Source organism: Paenactinomyces guangxiensis, from assembly GCF_016055185.1.
GTDB classification, from domain to species: domain Bacteria; phylum Bacillota; class Bacilli; order Thermoactinomycetales; family Thermoactinomycetaceae; genus Paenactinomyces; species Paenactinomyces guangxiensis.
In genome coordinates, this window is record NZ_JAECVR010000010.1 from 91,304 (window position 1) to 105,411 (window position 14,108).

11 protein-coding genes, 2 pseudogenes and 1 riboswitch are annotated in these 14,108 nt (G+C 46.6%); of the genes and pseudogenes, 8 read left to right on the forward strand and 5 right to left on the reverse strand.

What is annotated here, in order from left to right; genetic code table 11:
* Nucleotides 1-116: 116 nt before the first annotated feature.
* Nucleotides 117-1,865, reverse strand: a complete 1,749-nt coding sequence (gene thiC, locus I8U27_RS11030) for a phosphomethylpyrimidine synthase ThiC (protein WP_181752116.1) — start codon at nucleotides 1,863-1,865, stop codon at nucleotides 117-119.
* A 145-nt stretch (nucleotides 1,866-2,010) separates the two neighbouring features.
* A riboswitch (TPP riboswitch) is annotated at nucleotides 2,011-2,123 on the reverse strand.
* A 301-nt stretch (nucleotides 2,124-2,424) separates the two neighbouring features.
* Here thiC and I8U27_RS11035 point away from each other — a divergent pair.
* The 6 genes from I8U27_RS11035 (at nucleotide 2,425) to I8U27_RS11060 (ending at nucleotide 7,477) form a co-directional block, all read left to right on the forward strand.
* The gene (locus I8U27_RS11035) at nucleotides 2,425-3,237 is read left to right on the forward strand and encodes an ATP-binding cassette domain-containing protein (protein WP_181752117.1); all 813 of its coding nucleotides are present in this window, start codon (nucleotides 2,425-2,427) and stop codon (nucleotides 3,235-3,237) included.
* Between the two features lie 77 nt (nucleotides 3,238-3,314).
* On the forward strand, nucleotides 3,315-3,842 hold the full coding sequence (locus tag I8U27_RS11040; protein ID WP_181752118.1) for a GNAT family N-acetyltransferase: 528 nt from the start codon (nucleotides 3,315-3,317) through the stop codon (nucleotides 3,840-3,842).
* Nucleotides 3,843-3,950: 108 nt separating this feature from the next.
* Nucleotides 3,951-4,115, forward strand: a complete 165-nt coding sequence (locus tag I8U27_RS11045; RefSeq protein ID WP_181752119.1) for a hypothetical protein — start codon at nucleotides 3,951-3,953, stop codon at nucleotides 4,113-4,115.
* 135 nt (nucleotides 4,116-4,250) lie between these two features.
* Nucleotides 4,251-4,574: a metal-sensitive transcriptional regulator gene (locus I8U27_RS11050; protein ID WP_181752120.1), complete on the forward strand. Its 324-nt coding sequence runs from the start codon at nucleotides 4,251-4,253 to the stop codon at nucleotides 4,572-4,574.
* A gap of 29 nt (nucleotides 4,575-4,603) precedes the next feature.
* Nucleotides 4,604-4,804: a copper ion binding protein gene (locus I8U27_RS11055; RefSeq protein WP_181752121.1), complete on the forward strand. Its 201-nt coding sequence runs from the start codon at nucleotides 4,604-4,606 to the stop codon at nucleotides 4,802-4,804.
* Nucleotides 4,805-5,065: 261 nt separating this feature from the next.
* Nucleotides 5,066-7,477, forward strand: coding sequence for a heavy metal translocating P-type ATPase (locus I8U27_RS11060; protein WP_181752122.1), 2,412 nt, complete (start codon nucleotides 5,066-5,068; stop codon nucleotides 7,475-7,477).
* On the opposite strand, the pseudogene I8U27_RS21355 reads toward I8U27_RS11060, so the two are convergent.
* Nucleotides 7,433-8,105: pseudogene (locus tag I8U27_RS21355) on the reverse strand (substrate-binding domain-containing protein). The gene I8U27_RS11060 and the pseudogene I8U27_RS21355 overlap by 45 nt on opposite strands.
* Nucleotides 8,106-8,129: 24 nt before the next feature.
* Between I8U27_RS21355 and I8U27_RS11075 the strand changes: the two are divergent.
* Nucleotides 8,130-9,665 carry a glycoside hydrolase family 10 protein gene (locus tag I8U27_RS11075; RefSeq protein WP_181752165.1) on the forward strand — a complete coding sequence of 512 codons (1,536 nt, stop codon included), beginning with the start codon at nucleotides 8,130-8,132 and terminating at the stop codon, nucleotides 9,663-9,665.
* A gap of 123 nt (nucleotides 9,666-9,788) precedes the next feature.
* Here the strand turns inward: I8U27_RS11075 and I8U27_RS11080 are convergent.
* Nucleotides 9,789-10,148: pseudogene (locus I8U27_RS11080) on the reverse strand (tyrosine-type recombinase/integrase); the annotation flags it as partial.
* Nucleotides 10,149-10,721: 573 nt separating this feature from the next.
* Between I8U27_RS11080 and I8U27_RS11085 the strand changes: the two are divergent.
* Entirely contained in the window at nucleotides 10,722-12,374 is a 1,653-nt protein-coding gene (locus I8U27_RS11085) for a cellulase family glycosylhydrolase (protein ID WP_232345377.1), read from the forward strand.
* A 572-nt stretch (nucleotides 12,375-12,946) separates the two neighbouring features.
* Here I8U27_RS11085 and I8U27_RS11090 read toward each other — a convergent pair.
* Complete coding sequence (locus I8U27_RS11090) at nucleotides 12,947-13,615, reverse strand: site-2 protease family protein (protein WP_181752124.1); 669 nt, start codon at nucleotides 13,613-13,615, stop codon at nucleotides 12,947-12,949.
* A 124-nt stretch (nucleotides 13,616-13,739) separates the two neighbouring features.
* The gene (locus tag I8U27_RS11095; protein WP_181752125.1) at nucleotides 13,740-14,105 is read right to left on the reverse strand and encodes a VOC family protein; all 366 of its coding nucleotides are present in this window, start codon (nucleotides 14,103-14,105) and stop codon (nucleotides 13,740-13,742) included.
* Nucleotides 14,106-14,108 lie beyond the last annotated feature (3 nt).

The following is a 14,108-nucleotide window of genomic DNA, read 5'->3' on the forward strand; positions in this document are numbered from 1 at the left end:
TCCTTCCGGGAAACATGACGGAAGGACCTTTGTCATTTAACTTTCCATACAGCTGAACCGCCCTTTCAGGCTTTCAGACGGTGCTTTCTGTAAGCAACTTTATCTTTGGTCTTCTCTTACCGATAAATGGAAGAGCCTGTTTCTTTAAATTCTTCCGCTTTTTCTTTCATCCCGGTTTCGGCCGCTTCTTCTAAAGAAAGATTGTTTTTCTCCGCATATTCCCGAATGTCTTGCGTGATTTTCATGCTGCAGAATTTAGGTCCGCACATTGAACAGAAATGGGCGGTTTTCGCTGGTTCTGCCGGAAGTGTTTCATCATGAAACTCTCTGGCGCGCTCCGGATCAAGGGAAAGGTTAAACTGGTCGATCCAGCGGAATTCAAACCGCGCTTTGGAAAGAGCATCATCCCGCTTCTGCGCCCCCGGATGGCCTTTGGCGAGATCAGCTGCATGGGCGGCGATCTTGTAAGCAATAACCCCTTCTTTTACATCATTTTTATTGGGGAGGCCAAGATGTTCTTTGGGAGTGACATAACAGAGCATCGCTGTGCCAAACCAGCCGATCATGGCCGCCCCGATCGCCGAGGTGATGTGATCGTAGCCGGGGGCAATATCTGTAGTAAGGGGTCCCAGGGTGTAGAAAGGGGCTTCCTGGCAGATTTTCTGTTCAATATCCACATTTTCTTTAATTTTGTGCATCGGGACATGGCCGGGACCCTCAATCATTACCTGTACATCGTACTCCCAGGCGATTTTTGTTAACTCACCCAGCGTCTCTAATTCGGCAAACTGTGCTTCATCATTGGCATCGGCGATGGAGCCGGGACGGAGGCCGTCACCGAGGGACACGGAAATATCATACGTCTTTAAAATCTCGCAGATCTCACGGAAATGGGTATACAGGAAATTTTCCTGGTGGTGTGCCAGGCACCAGGCTGCCATAATCGAACCGCCGCGGGAAACGATTCCCGTCATCCGTTTGGTTGTGAGCGGAACATAGCGCAAAAGCACACCGGCGTGGATGGTGAAATAATCCACTCCCTGTTCCGCCTGCTCGATCAGCGTATCGCGATAAATCTCCCAGGTGAGCTCTTCCGGTTGTCCATTTACCTTCTCAAGTGCCTGATAGATGGGGACAGTTCCCACCGGGACAGGAGAATTGCGGATAATCCATTCACGGGTAGTGTGAATGTTTTTCCCGGTAGACAGATCCATAATCGTATCAGCACCCCAGCGGGTGGCCCAGGTCATTTTTTCTACTTCCTCTTCAATGGAGGAAGAGACGGCAGAATTTCCGATATTGGCATTGATTTTTACATGGAAATTTTTTCCGATAATCATTGGTTCAGATTCGGGATGGTTAATGTTTGCGGGTATGATCGCCCGCCCGCGTGCCACTTCATCGCGGACAAATTCGGGGCTTACCTGTTCCCGTATGGCGATAAATTCCATTTCGGGAGTGATGATCCCCCGGCGGGCATAGTGCATTTGTGTCACATTTTTCCCGGCTTTTGCCCGCAGCGGGCGGTGACCGGAATGAGGGAAAACTTCTTGCCGCCTGGCTTTTTCCTCAGAGCGATAGCCATTGTCGATGGGTTGTACTTTCCGTCCTTCGTATTCTTCTGTATCTCCGCGCTCCGAGATCCACTTGTGCCGCAGCTTGGGCAGCCCTTTTCGGACATCGACCACATGATTGGGATCCGTATAGGGACCGCTGGTATCATAGACGCGAACCGGTTCATTTGTTGTTTCCCCCCGCCAATCCCTGGTTGGGGAGAGCTGAATCTCGCGCATGGGTACCCGCAGATCGGGCCGGGAACCCTGAACATACACTTTTTTACTGGCTGGGAAAGAATATGGACTCATCACATGTTCGCCTCCTGAGGCAAAAATTAGCAACCCATATTCAAATGCGGGAGTGTCGTTCACAGATGCTGAGATATTTAAATAAAAAAAGCCGTACGCCCAGCGCATACGGCTTCCAAGTCATCCATTGGAAGAGTAATAGAAAAGGACACAAATTGTCCATCCCTACGCTGGCATTACCCAGATCAGGTTAACCGGTCGGCGGCAGAGTTCTCCGCCCTCTCAGCCTGGCTGCTCCAAGCTCCCGTTACTATCCTATGTAGTTGCTACTATCAACGTAACACAGATTACTGGCAGGGTCAATCGTACGGAGTTAGTTGCAGGTGCAAGGAAAATTGTCACCAGTTTGCTAAAAAGTCCCACTGTTTTGTGATCACAGAGGTGTATTTATTTTCTATACTAGAGTTAACCTGTCATTTTAAGGGGCGCCATTTGCTCATATTTACCATAAATTGTATCAATCCTTTGATATTTGATAAAGTGAAGTTTTCCTCTATCATTCATCATTTTATTTCGGTATGCTAGTGGTAGGCTGTACGTGGAAAGGAAGGAGTTTCCTTTGAGGATTGATTGGTCTCATGTGAGTAAAATATATGAACCTCAAGAAAGTATTCGCGGATATTACCAAAAAAGAACGCGCCATATGGGATTGCTCGATTTTTCAGCATCTGTCCGAAGAGGGATCACGGTTATTCTGGGGCCTGAGGGCTCCGGTAAAACAACTTTGCTCAGATTAACAGGAACATTGATGGTTCCTGACGATGGGAGGATCACTTTCCAGGACAGTAACGGGGAAGGTTATGTTTGGTCCAAAGGAAGCGTAATTACTTCGGGAATCTCCAGTCTGGGGGACTTGAAAGAGAAAATTGGTTACATACCTCATACAAAAAAGTTGGATCATGATATTACCGTCGAATTATCATTGCTGCATCTCGCACAGTTGAGACGTGTGCCAAATCCCAAAAAAAGAAGTGCAGAGATGATCACCAAATGGGGACTGGGCGCCTATCGCAGAACTCCGCTCCATGAATTATCCGGCGGGAGTTTAAAAAGGTATCTGCTGGCACAGAGCCTGATCGTCAGCCCGAAGATCTGGATTCTGGACGAACCGACCAAGGGAATGGACGAGCTGGGAAAAAGATTGCTATGGCAGGAACTGATTGATCAGCCGGCAGATCGGATTACTCTGATCGCCACCACAGATGATATGGAACTGGCGGAATGCGCCGATGATCTGATGCTATTGGAATCCGGCTCCTGCCGCCGCCTGGGGCGGAAAAAATGGCTCACGGCGAGCGTTCCGGAGGGGACGGTTTCCGCCTGGTACAAGGCGATGCAGGCATTTTCCAAATTGCGCAGTTCCCAGAGGTAAGAGAATAGATTTACGGAGAGGAGGTCCAATCCCATCATTGTTTTGGGTTGGACTTTTTGGGAGGTTTACATGGAGTTATGAATCCAAAGGTTTGCATTTCCCCGCCAGAAAATAAATCAGATTGGGTCTGGCTGGAAAAACTCTGGCAGAAGGAATGGGGCGGTACTACGATGGTGACACGCGGCACCATCTACCATTTGCGGGATCTTAATGTTCTTATCGCCCGGGAAGGAGAAAAGCCAGTTGGAGCGATTACGTACCATTTGAATAGCGAAGATGCCGAAATCATAAGTTTAAATGCCCTTGTTGAACAACGTGGAATCGGGGGTGCCCTGCTCCGGTCAGCAGAAAAAGAGGTGCAAAACGCCGGAAGAAAACGAATCTGGGTTATCACAACAAATGATAACCTGGATTCTCTGCGTTTTTATCAACGGCGTGGCTATCGAATGGCAGCGCTCTATCCCGGGACAGTAGATGAAGCGAGAAAGGATAAACCGTCTATTCCTCTGGTAGGGAAATTTGGAATTCCATTACATGATGAGATTGAATTGGAAAAGGTGTTTAACCGGGAAAGAGTTGGAGACAGACCCTTCGAACACGTGTAATCATCTCCTGGAACCTGGTGTCAAGCCGGGTTTTATTTTTTTATTCTCCGCTGCGAATGGATTCTTTTGTGCAATCAAACTGTGGGGCAAAAAGGGAGCCATTTTGACATGACCGTGGGTTATGATTCATCCTTTTTTTTAGCCGGGGTACTTCTGGGGGCAGCTTCCCTGCTCAGCTTTTTCCTTACATATCCGGCGATGGAAAAGAAGAAAATTTTGGACCCGATGAATGAACAAAGAGGGGAGCCTTGTGAAGGAAAGATTAAAATATGATGATGTTGCGTGGGCACTATGGAATGCTGTGCTAAAAATTTGATATATCTCTTTACATACCCTAGATGGGTATGTTATATTTGACACAACGGGATGATACCCCGCAGGGGTATGTGGGGGTGAGGTGGAAACAATATGCAGGAACCACAAAAACTGATATATTCCGAAAAATGCTCTGGAAAAAGAAAGAGTCATCACTCCGAGAAGACGAAACATAATCTTACGACCCGCTTGAACCGAATTGAAGGACAAATCAGAGGGGTAAAAACTCTTATTGAAAGAGATACTTATTGTGATGATGTGTTGAATCAGATCTCGGCAATTCAATCTGCTCTTAATAGCGTCAGTAAGCTCCTTTTGGAAGGTCATATGCGAAGTTGCGTAGTGGAACGCTTGCAAGAAGGGGATACTGAAGTGATTGATGAGTTGCTTATTACCATGAAAAAGCTGATGAAATAGACTGATATTTCATATGGGAGGAATCCGGGATGAAAAAAGAGGCACTGCGTGTAGAAGGAATGTCTTGTAATCATTGTGTGGCTGCGATTGAAGGAGCCCTGCAAAAAATTGATGTGAAAGCAAAAGTGGACTTGTCTGCCAAAACTGTCTCAGTAGAATATGATGATGATAAAGTGAGTTTAGATACTGTAAAATATACGATTGAAGATCAAGGTTATGATGTAGTTTAACATTCTGCGCGGCTGAGGCCGCATCCAGTATCAGCACTTGTGCGGCCTCAGTCCGGTTTCTGTTCCGACGGGCACCTGAACTCGGATGTGATCATCCTGTCCAATGCAGTTATAGCAGCACTGCTTTTTTTAATTCCATAATGGAGACTGTGAGCTTTTAAACAGCTTTTTACGGTAAGTGATACTACCCTGCAGGGGTAGAAATTTTTTCAATCTCATATACCCCTATGGGGTATTTAGGTATAGAAAGGAGTCATATCCATGTCAACGAAACAAACCACCTTCAAAGTTACTGGTATGACTTGCGCTGCCTGTGCGAACCGCATTGAAAAAGGTTTGAACAGAGTGGAGGGTGTAACGGAAGCAAACGTCAATTTTACACTGGAAACAGCTAAGGTTTCTTATGACCCTGAGAAAACAAATATAAATCAGCTGGAAGAGAAAATAGAGTCTCTTGGTTACCGTACAGTAAAGGAAACAACTGAATTTAAACTGATTGGAATGACCTGTGCGGCCTGTGCCAATCGGATCGAAAAAGGCCTGAACAAGCTGCCGGGCGTTTCCAAAGCGACTGTCAACTTTGCCTTGGAAACAGCAAGAGTAGAATATTCTCCTGCTGAAGTGAGTATGGCGGATATGATGCAAAAGGTGGAGCAGCTGGGCTATCAGGCGAAACCCAAAGAGGAGCAATCTCAGGATAAAGACTACAGACAAACAGAAATCCAAAAACAACAGCGTAAATTTTTGCTTTCAGCCCTTTTGTCCTTCCCGCTTCTATGGGCTATGGTCAGCCATTTTTCATTTACCTCTTTTATCTGGCTGCCGGATTTATTTATGAATCCCTGGTTCCAGTTTGCCCTGGCTACACCTGTCCAATTTATCATAGGCCGCCATTTCTATATAGGCGCTTATAAAGCTCTTCGCAATAAAAGTGCCAATATGGACGTGTTGGTTGCATTGGGGACATCAGCCGCCTATTTCTACAGTTTGTATCTGACTGTTGCAAGCACCGCTCAGGGTGCCCATCACCGGGTGGAACTGTACTATGAAACAAGTGCCGTATTGATTACACTCATTATCCTTGGAAAACTGTTTGAGGCCCGCGCCAAAGGGCGTTCGTCGGAGGCGATTAAGAAGTTAATGGGACTTCAGGCGAAAACCGCTTTAGTGATTCGGGACGGCCTGGAACAAAATGTGCCGGTCGAAGCAGTGACAGCCGGTGATCTCCTGATCGTAAAACCGGGTGAGAAAATTCCGGTCGACGGCGAAGTCACAGAAGGGGTATCAGCTGTTGATGAATCCATGTTGACAGGGGAAAGTATCCCAGTCGAAAAACGGGTTGGGGACACTGTCATCGGTGCGACGATCAATAAAAATGGCCGTTTGGTGATGAAGGCGACCAAAGTGGGCAAAGAGACTGCACTGGCCCAGATTATTAAAGTAGTAGAAGAAGCGCAGGGTTCCAAAGCTCCGATTCAACGAATCGCGGACAAAATTTCCGGTGTTTTTGTTCCCATTGTTGTAGGAATTGCTGTTGTTACGTTCTTCATCTGGTTCTTGGCAGTTGATCCCGGAAAATTTGCCGAAGCCTTGGAGAAAGCCATTGCCGTTCTTGTCATCGCTTGTCCGTGTGCTCTGGGATTAGCTACTCCGACCTCCATTATGGCCGGATCGGGACGTGCTGCTGAATGGGGTATCTTATTCAAAGGCGGAGAGCATTTAGAGTCTACCGAACAAATCAATACAGTTGTTCTGGATAAAACGGGAACCATCACAAATGGCAAACCGCAATTAACAGATGTCATCGTGGCAGAGGGAATAGACGAAACCTCTTTGCTGAGATTGGTCGGTGCGGCGGAGAAGAACTCGGAACATCCGCTGGCAGAGGCGATTGTAGAAGGGGTTCAGGCAAGAAAGATCACTTTTCCTGACGCAGATAAGTTTGAGGCCATCCCCGGTTATGGGGTTCAGGCAGTCGTTCAAGGGAAAGAACTGCTTATTGGAACCAGAAACTTAATGGCTAAACACAATGTAGAAATCCAACAGATTCAATCTGTCATGTCCGAGCTTGAAACCGCGGGCAAAACAGCGGTCTTGGTTGCGATAGACCGGCAATATAGCGGGCTGCTGGCTGTAGCTGATACCGTAAAGGAAACCTCAAAAGAAGCAATACGCCGTCTTAAAGAAATGGGATTAGAAGTTATTATGATTACAGGAGACAACCAACGCACCGCCCAGGCGATCGGCCGGGAAGTCGGTGTAGATCGGGTATTAGCGGAAGTATTGCCTGAAGGTAAAGCAGATGAAGTGAAAAAGCTGCAGAAGAGCGGAAAGAAAGTGGCGATGGTGGGGGATGGAATAAATGACGCCCCTGCGCTTGCAACTGCTGATATCGGGATGGCGATCGGAACCGGGACCGATGTAGCGATGGAGGCCGCAGATGTGACCTTGATCCGCGGAGATTTGAACAGCATTGCAGACGCCATTTTCATGAGCCGCAAAACCATGCGCAATATTAAACAAAACCTCTTCTGGGCACTGGCTTACAATGTAATTGGAATCCCGGTTGCCGCTTTTGGTTTCTTAGCTCCCTGGGTTGCGGGTGCAGCGATGGCACTCAGTTCTGTGTCAGTCGTTCTGAATGCCCTGCGTTTGCAACGAGTGAAACGATAGGAGGAGATACGATTGGCGAATGACCAGTTTGGGTTGCAGGATGATCTTCCTCCATTCAGGAGGAGCGGTGCCCTGGATCCGGTCAATCAGCAATTTTACACCGATCAATCCAAAGTCATAAGCGGGCTGGGATACGGTGGTCAGGAACGTCAGGAACGGGCTTATGTCATTGAATAATCCAAGATCTTCAAAAGAGACCACAGATATCTTCAGGTACGCGCAAACCATGGTGGTGCAAAGCATCGATGGCCACTAAGTTATTGGCGGCAAAGAATGCTGTAGGCCGCTTCGGTTGCTTGAGCAGTTGAGTGGCAGCTTCTTTGCCGCCATCTAATTTATAATTTGTTTCAATAATGAATAAAGGGTCAACAGGAAGATTATTTAATTTAAGTATATTAATATAAGCTTGAACCCGCTCCCGGGCCGTTGAGATATGCCGGGGACCTGAAAAGTAAGCGATTCGCCGGTTCCAGTTTTTTGTTATGAATGAGTGCTTAAGTCTTGTGTTAAAAGATGATAAATATTTGTAAGAAACATAATAATATTTTGGTATAATTATTATGTAAATCTTTAAATAAATGGGACAATAGGAGGGGCTGAGTTGAAAAAGCTTAAGTGGTGCGGTCAGAAGCTGGGTGTACTGTTTTTAGTTATGATGATCAGTTTTATGTTGATGATGCCCGGTATGATTCAGGCACAGACAAATGATTTGCAGACACCGCAGGAAGCCGCCCCGGTGAAAAGGCAGCTGAGAGCCGTTTGGATTGCAAGTGTAGTCAATATTGACTGGCCTTCAAAGATAGTGCTTACAAAAGAGCAGCAACAGACCGAGTTTATCAACATTTTGGATAAATCGAAAGCGATGGGGATGAATGCGGTTATTGTGCAGATCAGGCCTACTGCCGATGCGTTTTACCGGTCTAACATCAACCCCTGGTCCAAATATCTGACGGGAAAACAGGGGCAGGATCCGGGGTATGACCCGCTCGCTTTTATGCTTGAAGAGGCACATAAACGCAATTTGGAGTTTCATGCCTGGTTTAACCCCTATCGTGTCAGCATGGATACCCGGATTGAGGATCTGGTTCCCAACCATCCGGCCAGACTGCATCCCGACTGGGTGATTCCCTACGGCGGAAAGCTCTACTATAATCCGGGAATTCCTGAAGCAAAAGAGCATATCATTGAATCAGTCATGGAAGTGGTCAAAAATTACGATATTGATGCCGTTCATTTTGACGACTATTTCTATCCCTATCCGGTAAGCGGCCAGGAGTTTGCCGATGAAGCTGCCTACCAGAAATACGGCGCCGCCCTCTTTCCCGATAAAGCAGACTGGCGCCGACATAATGTGAATACGCTTGTCGGGGAATTGTCCGCTGCGATTAAGCAGGAAAAGCCTTATGTCAAATTTGGTATCTCTCCTTTTGGAATTTGGAGAAACAAATCGACCGATCCGACCGGTTCAGAGACAAACGGGTTACAAAGCTATGATGCGGTTTACGCGGATACCCGCACCTGGATCAGGGAAGGATGGATTGACTATGTCACACCACAGATCTACTGGAATTTCGGCTATCCTCCCGCTGCTTATGAAAAGCTGGTCAGTTGGTGGAGTAATGAAGTCAAAGGCAGAAACACTCACTTGTATGTTGGACAGGCCGCTTACAAGATTGATACCAGTACTCCGCCGGAATGGAAAAATCCTGAAGAAATGCCGAATCAGCTTAAATATAATCTGCTGTTCCCGGAAGTCAAGGGCAGTATCTTTTTCAGTTTCAAAGATTTAAACCGAAACCCGCTGGGGATCAAAGACCGCCTGGCCAATGATCTCTACAAATATCCGGCTCTTGTTCCAACCATGCCCTGGCTTGACAGTCAACCGCCGAAAAAGCCCAAACTGAAAGCCGCACACAGAAGCAGGGAAGGCGTTAAGATCTATTGGAGGGACCATAACCGGAACGATTCTGCTTACTTTGTGGTCTACCGATTTGAGGGCAACAAAGTGCTGGATATTGGGGATTCCAAATATTTGCTGGCGACGGTAAGAAAAACAAATGGAGTGTTCCAATCTTTTACCGACAAAACGGCTGAACCGGGTAAAAAGTACACTTATGTGATCACGGCAGCAGACCGGCTCCACAATGAAAGTGCCATCAGTAACCAGATCACTTTAAAAGTTAAATAAGGTTGAAATTCGGGCCCTCGAAATCACTTCAGGGGGCGTCGGGTAGGGCAGGCTCGATTTTGCCGCCATCTGTCTAATAAATGGAAAAATGACTTGGGACTATGGACTCAAGTCATTTCTTGTTTATACAGGAAAATCAGGGATGACACGCTCATATTCACCCTGAGCATCGCTAATGGTCAATTTAGAATACACTTCAAGTGACTTGCGGCTTGCATGTCCAGAATAAGGCTGAATGAGTGCATCGTCAATCCCTTGCTTTTTGAGCCACGTTAATAGGAAATGTCGCAACTTAGGCGGAGATACGGAGTGAACCATCCCGGCCTGATCAGAATACTTCTTGAGGATTTTTCGGATGCCGAGGTCGGTGTATTTCTTCTTCCAGGATGATTCAAATAGGTAAACAGCCCCCTTTTTCTCTGCCCTATCGGCATGAGCTAACAGTTCTTTGAACGAAAAGGGAAACAGTACAATCCGATCCTTCTTTCCTTTGCCAGGGAAACGTCCTTACAGGATAATAGAGCCTACGAAACCGGATGAAAGTGTTGAGAGTGAAAATATCCAGGCGACCATTAGAGACACGACAATCAATCATCCCAACGATACTTTTTATGTTTTTGCCAGTGGTACAATCTAAATGCATGAAACTTCTAACGGGACTAGATGCAGTTTTAAAAAGGAGATGATCAGATACTCCTTTCTCCCCTCCGATGCTTAAAGCTTGCAATCAAAAGAAAAACGAGCATCTTGATTTGTCTAAGACTCGTTTCGTATATAGTAGTTTATTAAAAAATATGTAGTATTTACATTTATAATTTTCTGTATATAATCAATATTAAGTAAGGAAATCAGCATGAGAATATTAAGTACATTTGTACCCAACCGCTGATGGCAAAATGGCCAAGCCGGTCAAGTTCACCTTCCAACACTGCATAAAAGAAGGGTTCATGGTTTTTGTACTTTTATGATGCCGTTCCACTATAAAGGGGTGAACGGAGAAAAGGCAACAACTAAAAGAAGGACGGTCTAATCAGTGAATAAAGGGAGGGAAGCAAATTGTTGAAAAAATCACTATTGAGCGCGCTTTGCTTGGCGTTATTGATTGGATTGTTCATTGGCATTCCTTTAACACCAGAGGCAAACGCTGCGATTGGTTCCGATGACTTCCTGAAAGCCAACGGGAAAGTTATCAGAAATCATTCAGGTACTGGTGATATTGTCAATCTGCGGGGAACGAATCTTGGAGGTTGGCTTTTGCAGGAAAACTGGATGTCACCTGCCGGTGCGGTCGATGAGTATACCTTGCGGCGGAAACTGATTAGCCGATTCGGTGAGGCGGATGCTCAAGCGCTGATAAACGCATACCAAGACACCTGGATTCAGGCGAGCGACCTTGACAATATCAAAAATTTAGGAATGAACGTGGTTCGCGTGCCGTTATATTGGGAAGATTTCATCAATACCAATGGTACGATGAAACCGGACAACATCACCTTCAGAAAACTGGACTGGCTCATTTCTGAAGCCGGAAGCCGTGACATTTATGTCATCTTGGACCTTCATGGTGCACCCGGTGCGGCGTGCCCATGGCAATCCTGCGGACGCGAAAATTCCAATCAACTGTGGACAAACGCCACATATCAAAATTGGACCGTTCAAATTTGGGAGCGTCTGGCTGCACGCTATAAAGGAAACCCGACTGTGGCCGCTTACGACTTGTTGAATGAACCCCTGGTCACAATGGGGGAAGGAGAAAACTCCACCCAAATCCAACAAAAAATGCAATTCTATAACCGCCTGTATCAAGCGGTTCGGGCTAAAGACCCAGACCATATTATCATCATTGCGGCTTTCTTTGATTGGTATGCGGCTTATCCTCCGTCCACCTATGGATGGACCAACGTAGTTTACCAGACACATCACTATAACTTCACAAACTATGATGACTGGAATCTGACCAATTCTGAAATTAACAGATGGTTGACGGACTTGGCCAATTACCAGGCAAAATGGAACATTCCGGTATACGCCGGTGAATTCTCATTCGGCCAAAACGACTTGTATGAAAAATGGCTTTCCGGTTTGAATGCTCTCAACGCATCTTGGACCAACTGGAGTTATAAAGTGAAGGGTGGCGGAAACTGGGGTTATTATATAAACAACAGCAACCCATCACCCAGTCTGGATACCGACAGCCAAAGCGTCATAGTGGACAAATGGAAAAAATTCAGCACGAACTATTTCACTCCCAACACAACATTCCAAAATTTGGTCAAAAAATATACGACCACTCCTCCCATCACGGAAACCACGCATAGTATCAAAGCGGTCGCGAACGGCAATTATGTAAGCGCCGATAATTATGGGAAAAATCCGCTCATTGCGAATCGTGATGTTGTACAGGAATGGGAGAAATTCAAAATAGTCAACAATTCCGATGGCACGGTCTCCCTTCTGTCTATGGCAAACCACAAATATGTGAAAGCGGATTTGAATCAGCAAGGAAAGCTGATCGCATCCGCGGATATTATCCAACAATGGGAGAAATTCAAAATGGAGCCTCTGGGTGACAATACCTACGCCCTTCGGTCAATGGCAAACAATATGTATGTGTGTGCCGACTTGAACCAGGCCTCACCGGAGTTGATCGCCAATCGCAACTCGGTTGGTGGCGCTTGGGAGGCTTTCACCATAGAGGTGGCACCGTAAGCTCCTGAAAGTCACCTGAAACGACCACTTCCTCAGGATTACGGGACTTGCCTCAAATTCCATCGCGGGTCAAGCGCATCACGCCATAACCTAAGCGATGAACGGTTAATTCGCCGCCAATTTTAAACGTGCCTGCATTCGCCGCTGAAATCCGGTTTGTCATGGTTTCAACCCTCACACGAGATAAAAATACGGAAACACGTCGTCATCTTGAGAAAAATCGGTCTTCGCTCCCTTTACGCCTTCAGGGGCTTTTTTCTGAGAAAGTGTTGTGTATCACAGGGGGAGGGCAAGGATATTCTGTCTCGCTCAGATTGGCGCCCTGCGAGGAAGTATAAATGGCCGCTCCAAAAACAGCACAAGGGGCTCGGCAAAAAAGCAGGAAGCGAGTTCAATGAAGAATTGTCTCACTTTTTCCTTGTTCCGTTTTTTTCGCTTGTTCGGTCACCAAAAATCGCTCTCCAAAAACCTGCCTCCCCGGCACGATTCAACTTTTCATCCCAGGGTTGTGTCGCCTAGGTCATGAGGGTTGTCATTGACTGCCAACAAATGAGAGGAACCGCCTTGGTCCCTCACAATAACGGCGACAGAATCATTGACATGGTACTTAGTATAAAGGGGATTGCTGTATTAAATATAGGGTCAAAGACATAATCGCCTAAAGGTGTCACTGCAAGGACGAGGAAAAGGATAATGCCGTATGTTTCATATTGCGTCATCTTCGCCCTTGTTTCATTCGGCACCAAGTCTTGAATGATCCGATAGCCGTCCAGGGGTGGGAAGGGCAACAGGTTAAAAATGAATAGCACGATATTTAACATGATGACGTGTTGAAACAGTTGGTTTGCTATACCGGGATCGGCTATGGACAGTCCGGAGACCCATCCCAATTTACTCACCATTATCCACAGAAACATAAAAATAAAAGCTAATACCAGGTTGCTTACAGGACCTGCAACGGAAACCAAAACACCTGCCAAACGCGGCTGGCGAAAATAGAAACGATTGACGGGAACGGGCTTTGCCCAACCAAAACCGGCCAGAAAAATCATAATCGTCCCTATTACATCCAGATGAACAAGGGGGTTTAATGAAAGCCTCCCCTGATTTTTGGCCGTAGGGTCTCCAAAGCGGTAAGCCACATAGGCATGTGCAAATTCATGCACGGCAAAGGCAAGTGATAAGGCGAAGAGAACATAAGGGATTTCCGCCAGCGAATATCTTAAAAATGGGAGTTCCAAAGGATAATCACCTCGATCTTATTCTATTTCTCTATTTTACTTGAAGACTGTTTTGAATTTAAGTGTTTGTCTGAATGAAAAAGCAGTGCCCCTCTTCTGATGCAGATAAGGGCACTGCTTTTGTTTAGCTCTCTTGAAGCAACTCGACACGGTTCCCAAAAGGGTCACGGAATTCAAAGCGGTCATATCCGGGGATCGGTACAGATTCCAATACCTTGATCCCGTTTTGGACCAGAAGCTTTTTCCAGGCGTCCAGATCATCCACCAGATAGGCGAGGTGTGCTTTGGTGGCGGAACGGTCTACACCCTCTTCTGTACCCACGTGAACCTGTTTGCTTCCAGCTTGAATCCAGAATCCGCCCCGTCCCCGGAGAGAGGCGGGCTTCTCTATTTCGGGAAGCCCCAGCAGGTAGCAGTAGAAATGGCGTGCTTCCGCTTCCATCCCCCTGGGAACGGTGATCTGGGCGTGATGCAAGTCGAGGATCCGCATGTT

Coding starts and splice junctions, on each gene's coding strand:
- thiC (WP_181752116.1), bottom strand. CDS start 1,865: ATGAGTCCATATTCTTTCCCAGCCAGTAAAAAAGTGTATGTTCAGGGT.
- I8U27_RS11040 (WP_181752118.1), top strand. CDS start 3,315: ATGAATCCAAAGGTTTGCATTTCCCCGCCAGAAAATAAATCAGATTGG.
- I8U27_RS11045 (WP_181752119.1), top strand. CDS start 3,951: ATGACCGTGGGTTATGATTCATCCTTTTTTTTAGCCGGGGTACTTCTG.
- I8U27_RS11050 (WP_181752120.1), top strand. CDS start 4,251: ATGCAGGAACCACAAAAACTGATATATTCCGAAAAATGCTCTGGAAAA.
- I8U27_RS11055 (WP_181752121.1), top strand. CDS start 4,604: ATGAAAAAAGAGGCACTGCGTGTAGAAGGAATGTCTTGTAATCATTGT.
- I8U27_RS11060 (WP_181752122.1), top strand. CDS start 5,066: ATGTCAACGAAACAAACCACCTTCAAAGTTACTGGTATGACTTGCGCT.
- I8U27_RS11075 (WP_181752165.1), top strand. CDS start 8,130: ATGATGATCAGTTTTATGTTGATGATGCCCGGTATGATTCAGGCACAG.
- I8U27_RS11095 (WP_181752125.1), bottom strand. CDS start 14,105: ATGCGGATCCTCGACTTGCATCACGCCCAGATCACCGTTCCCAGGGGG.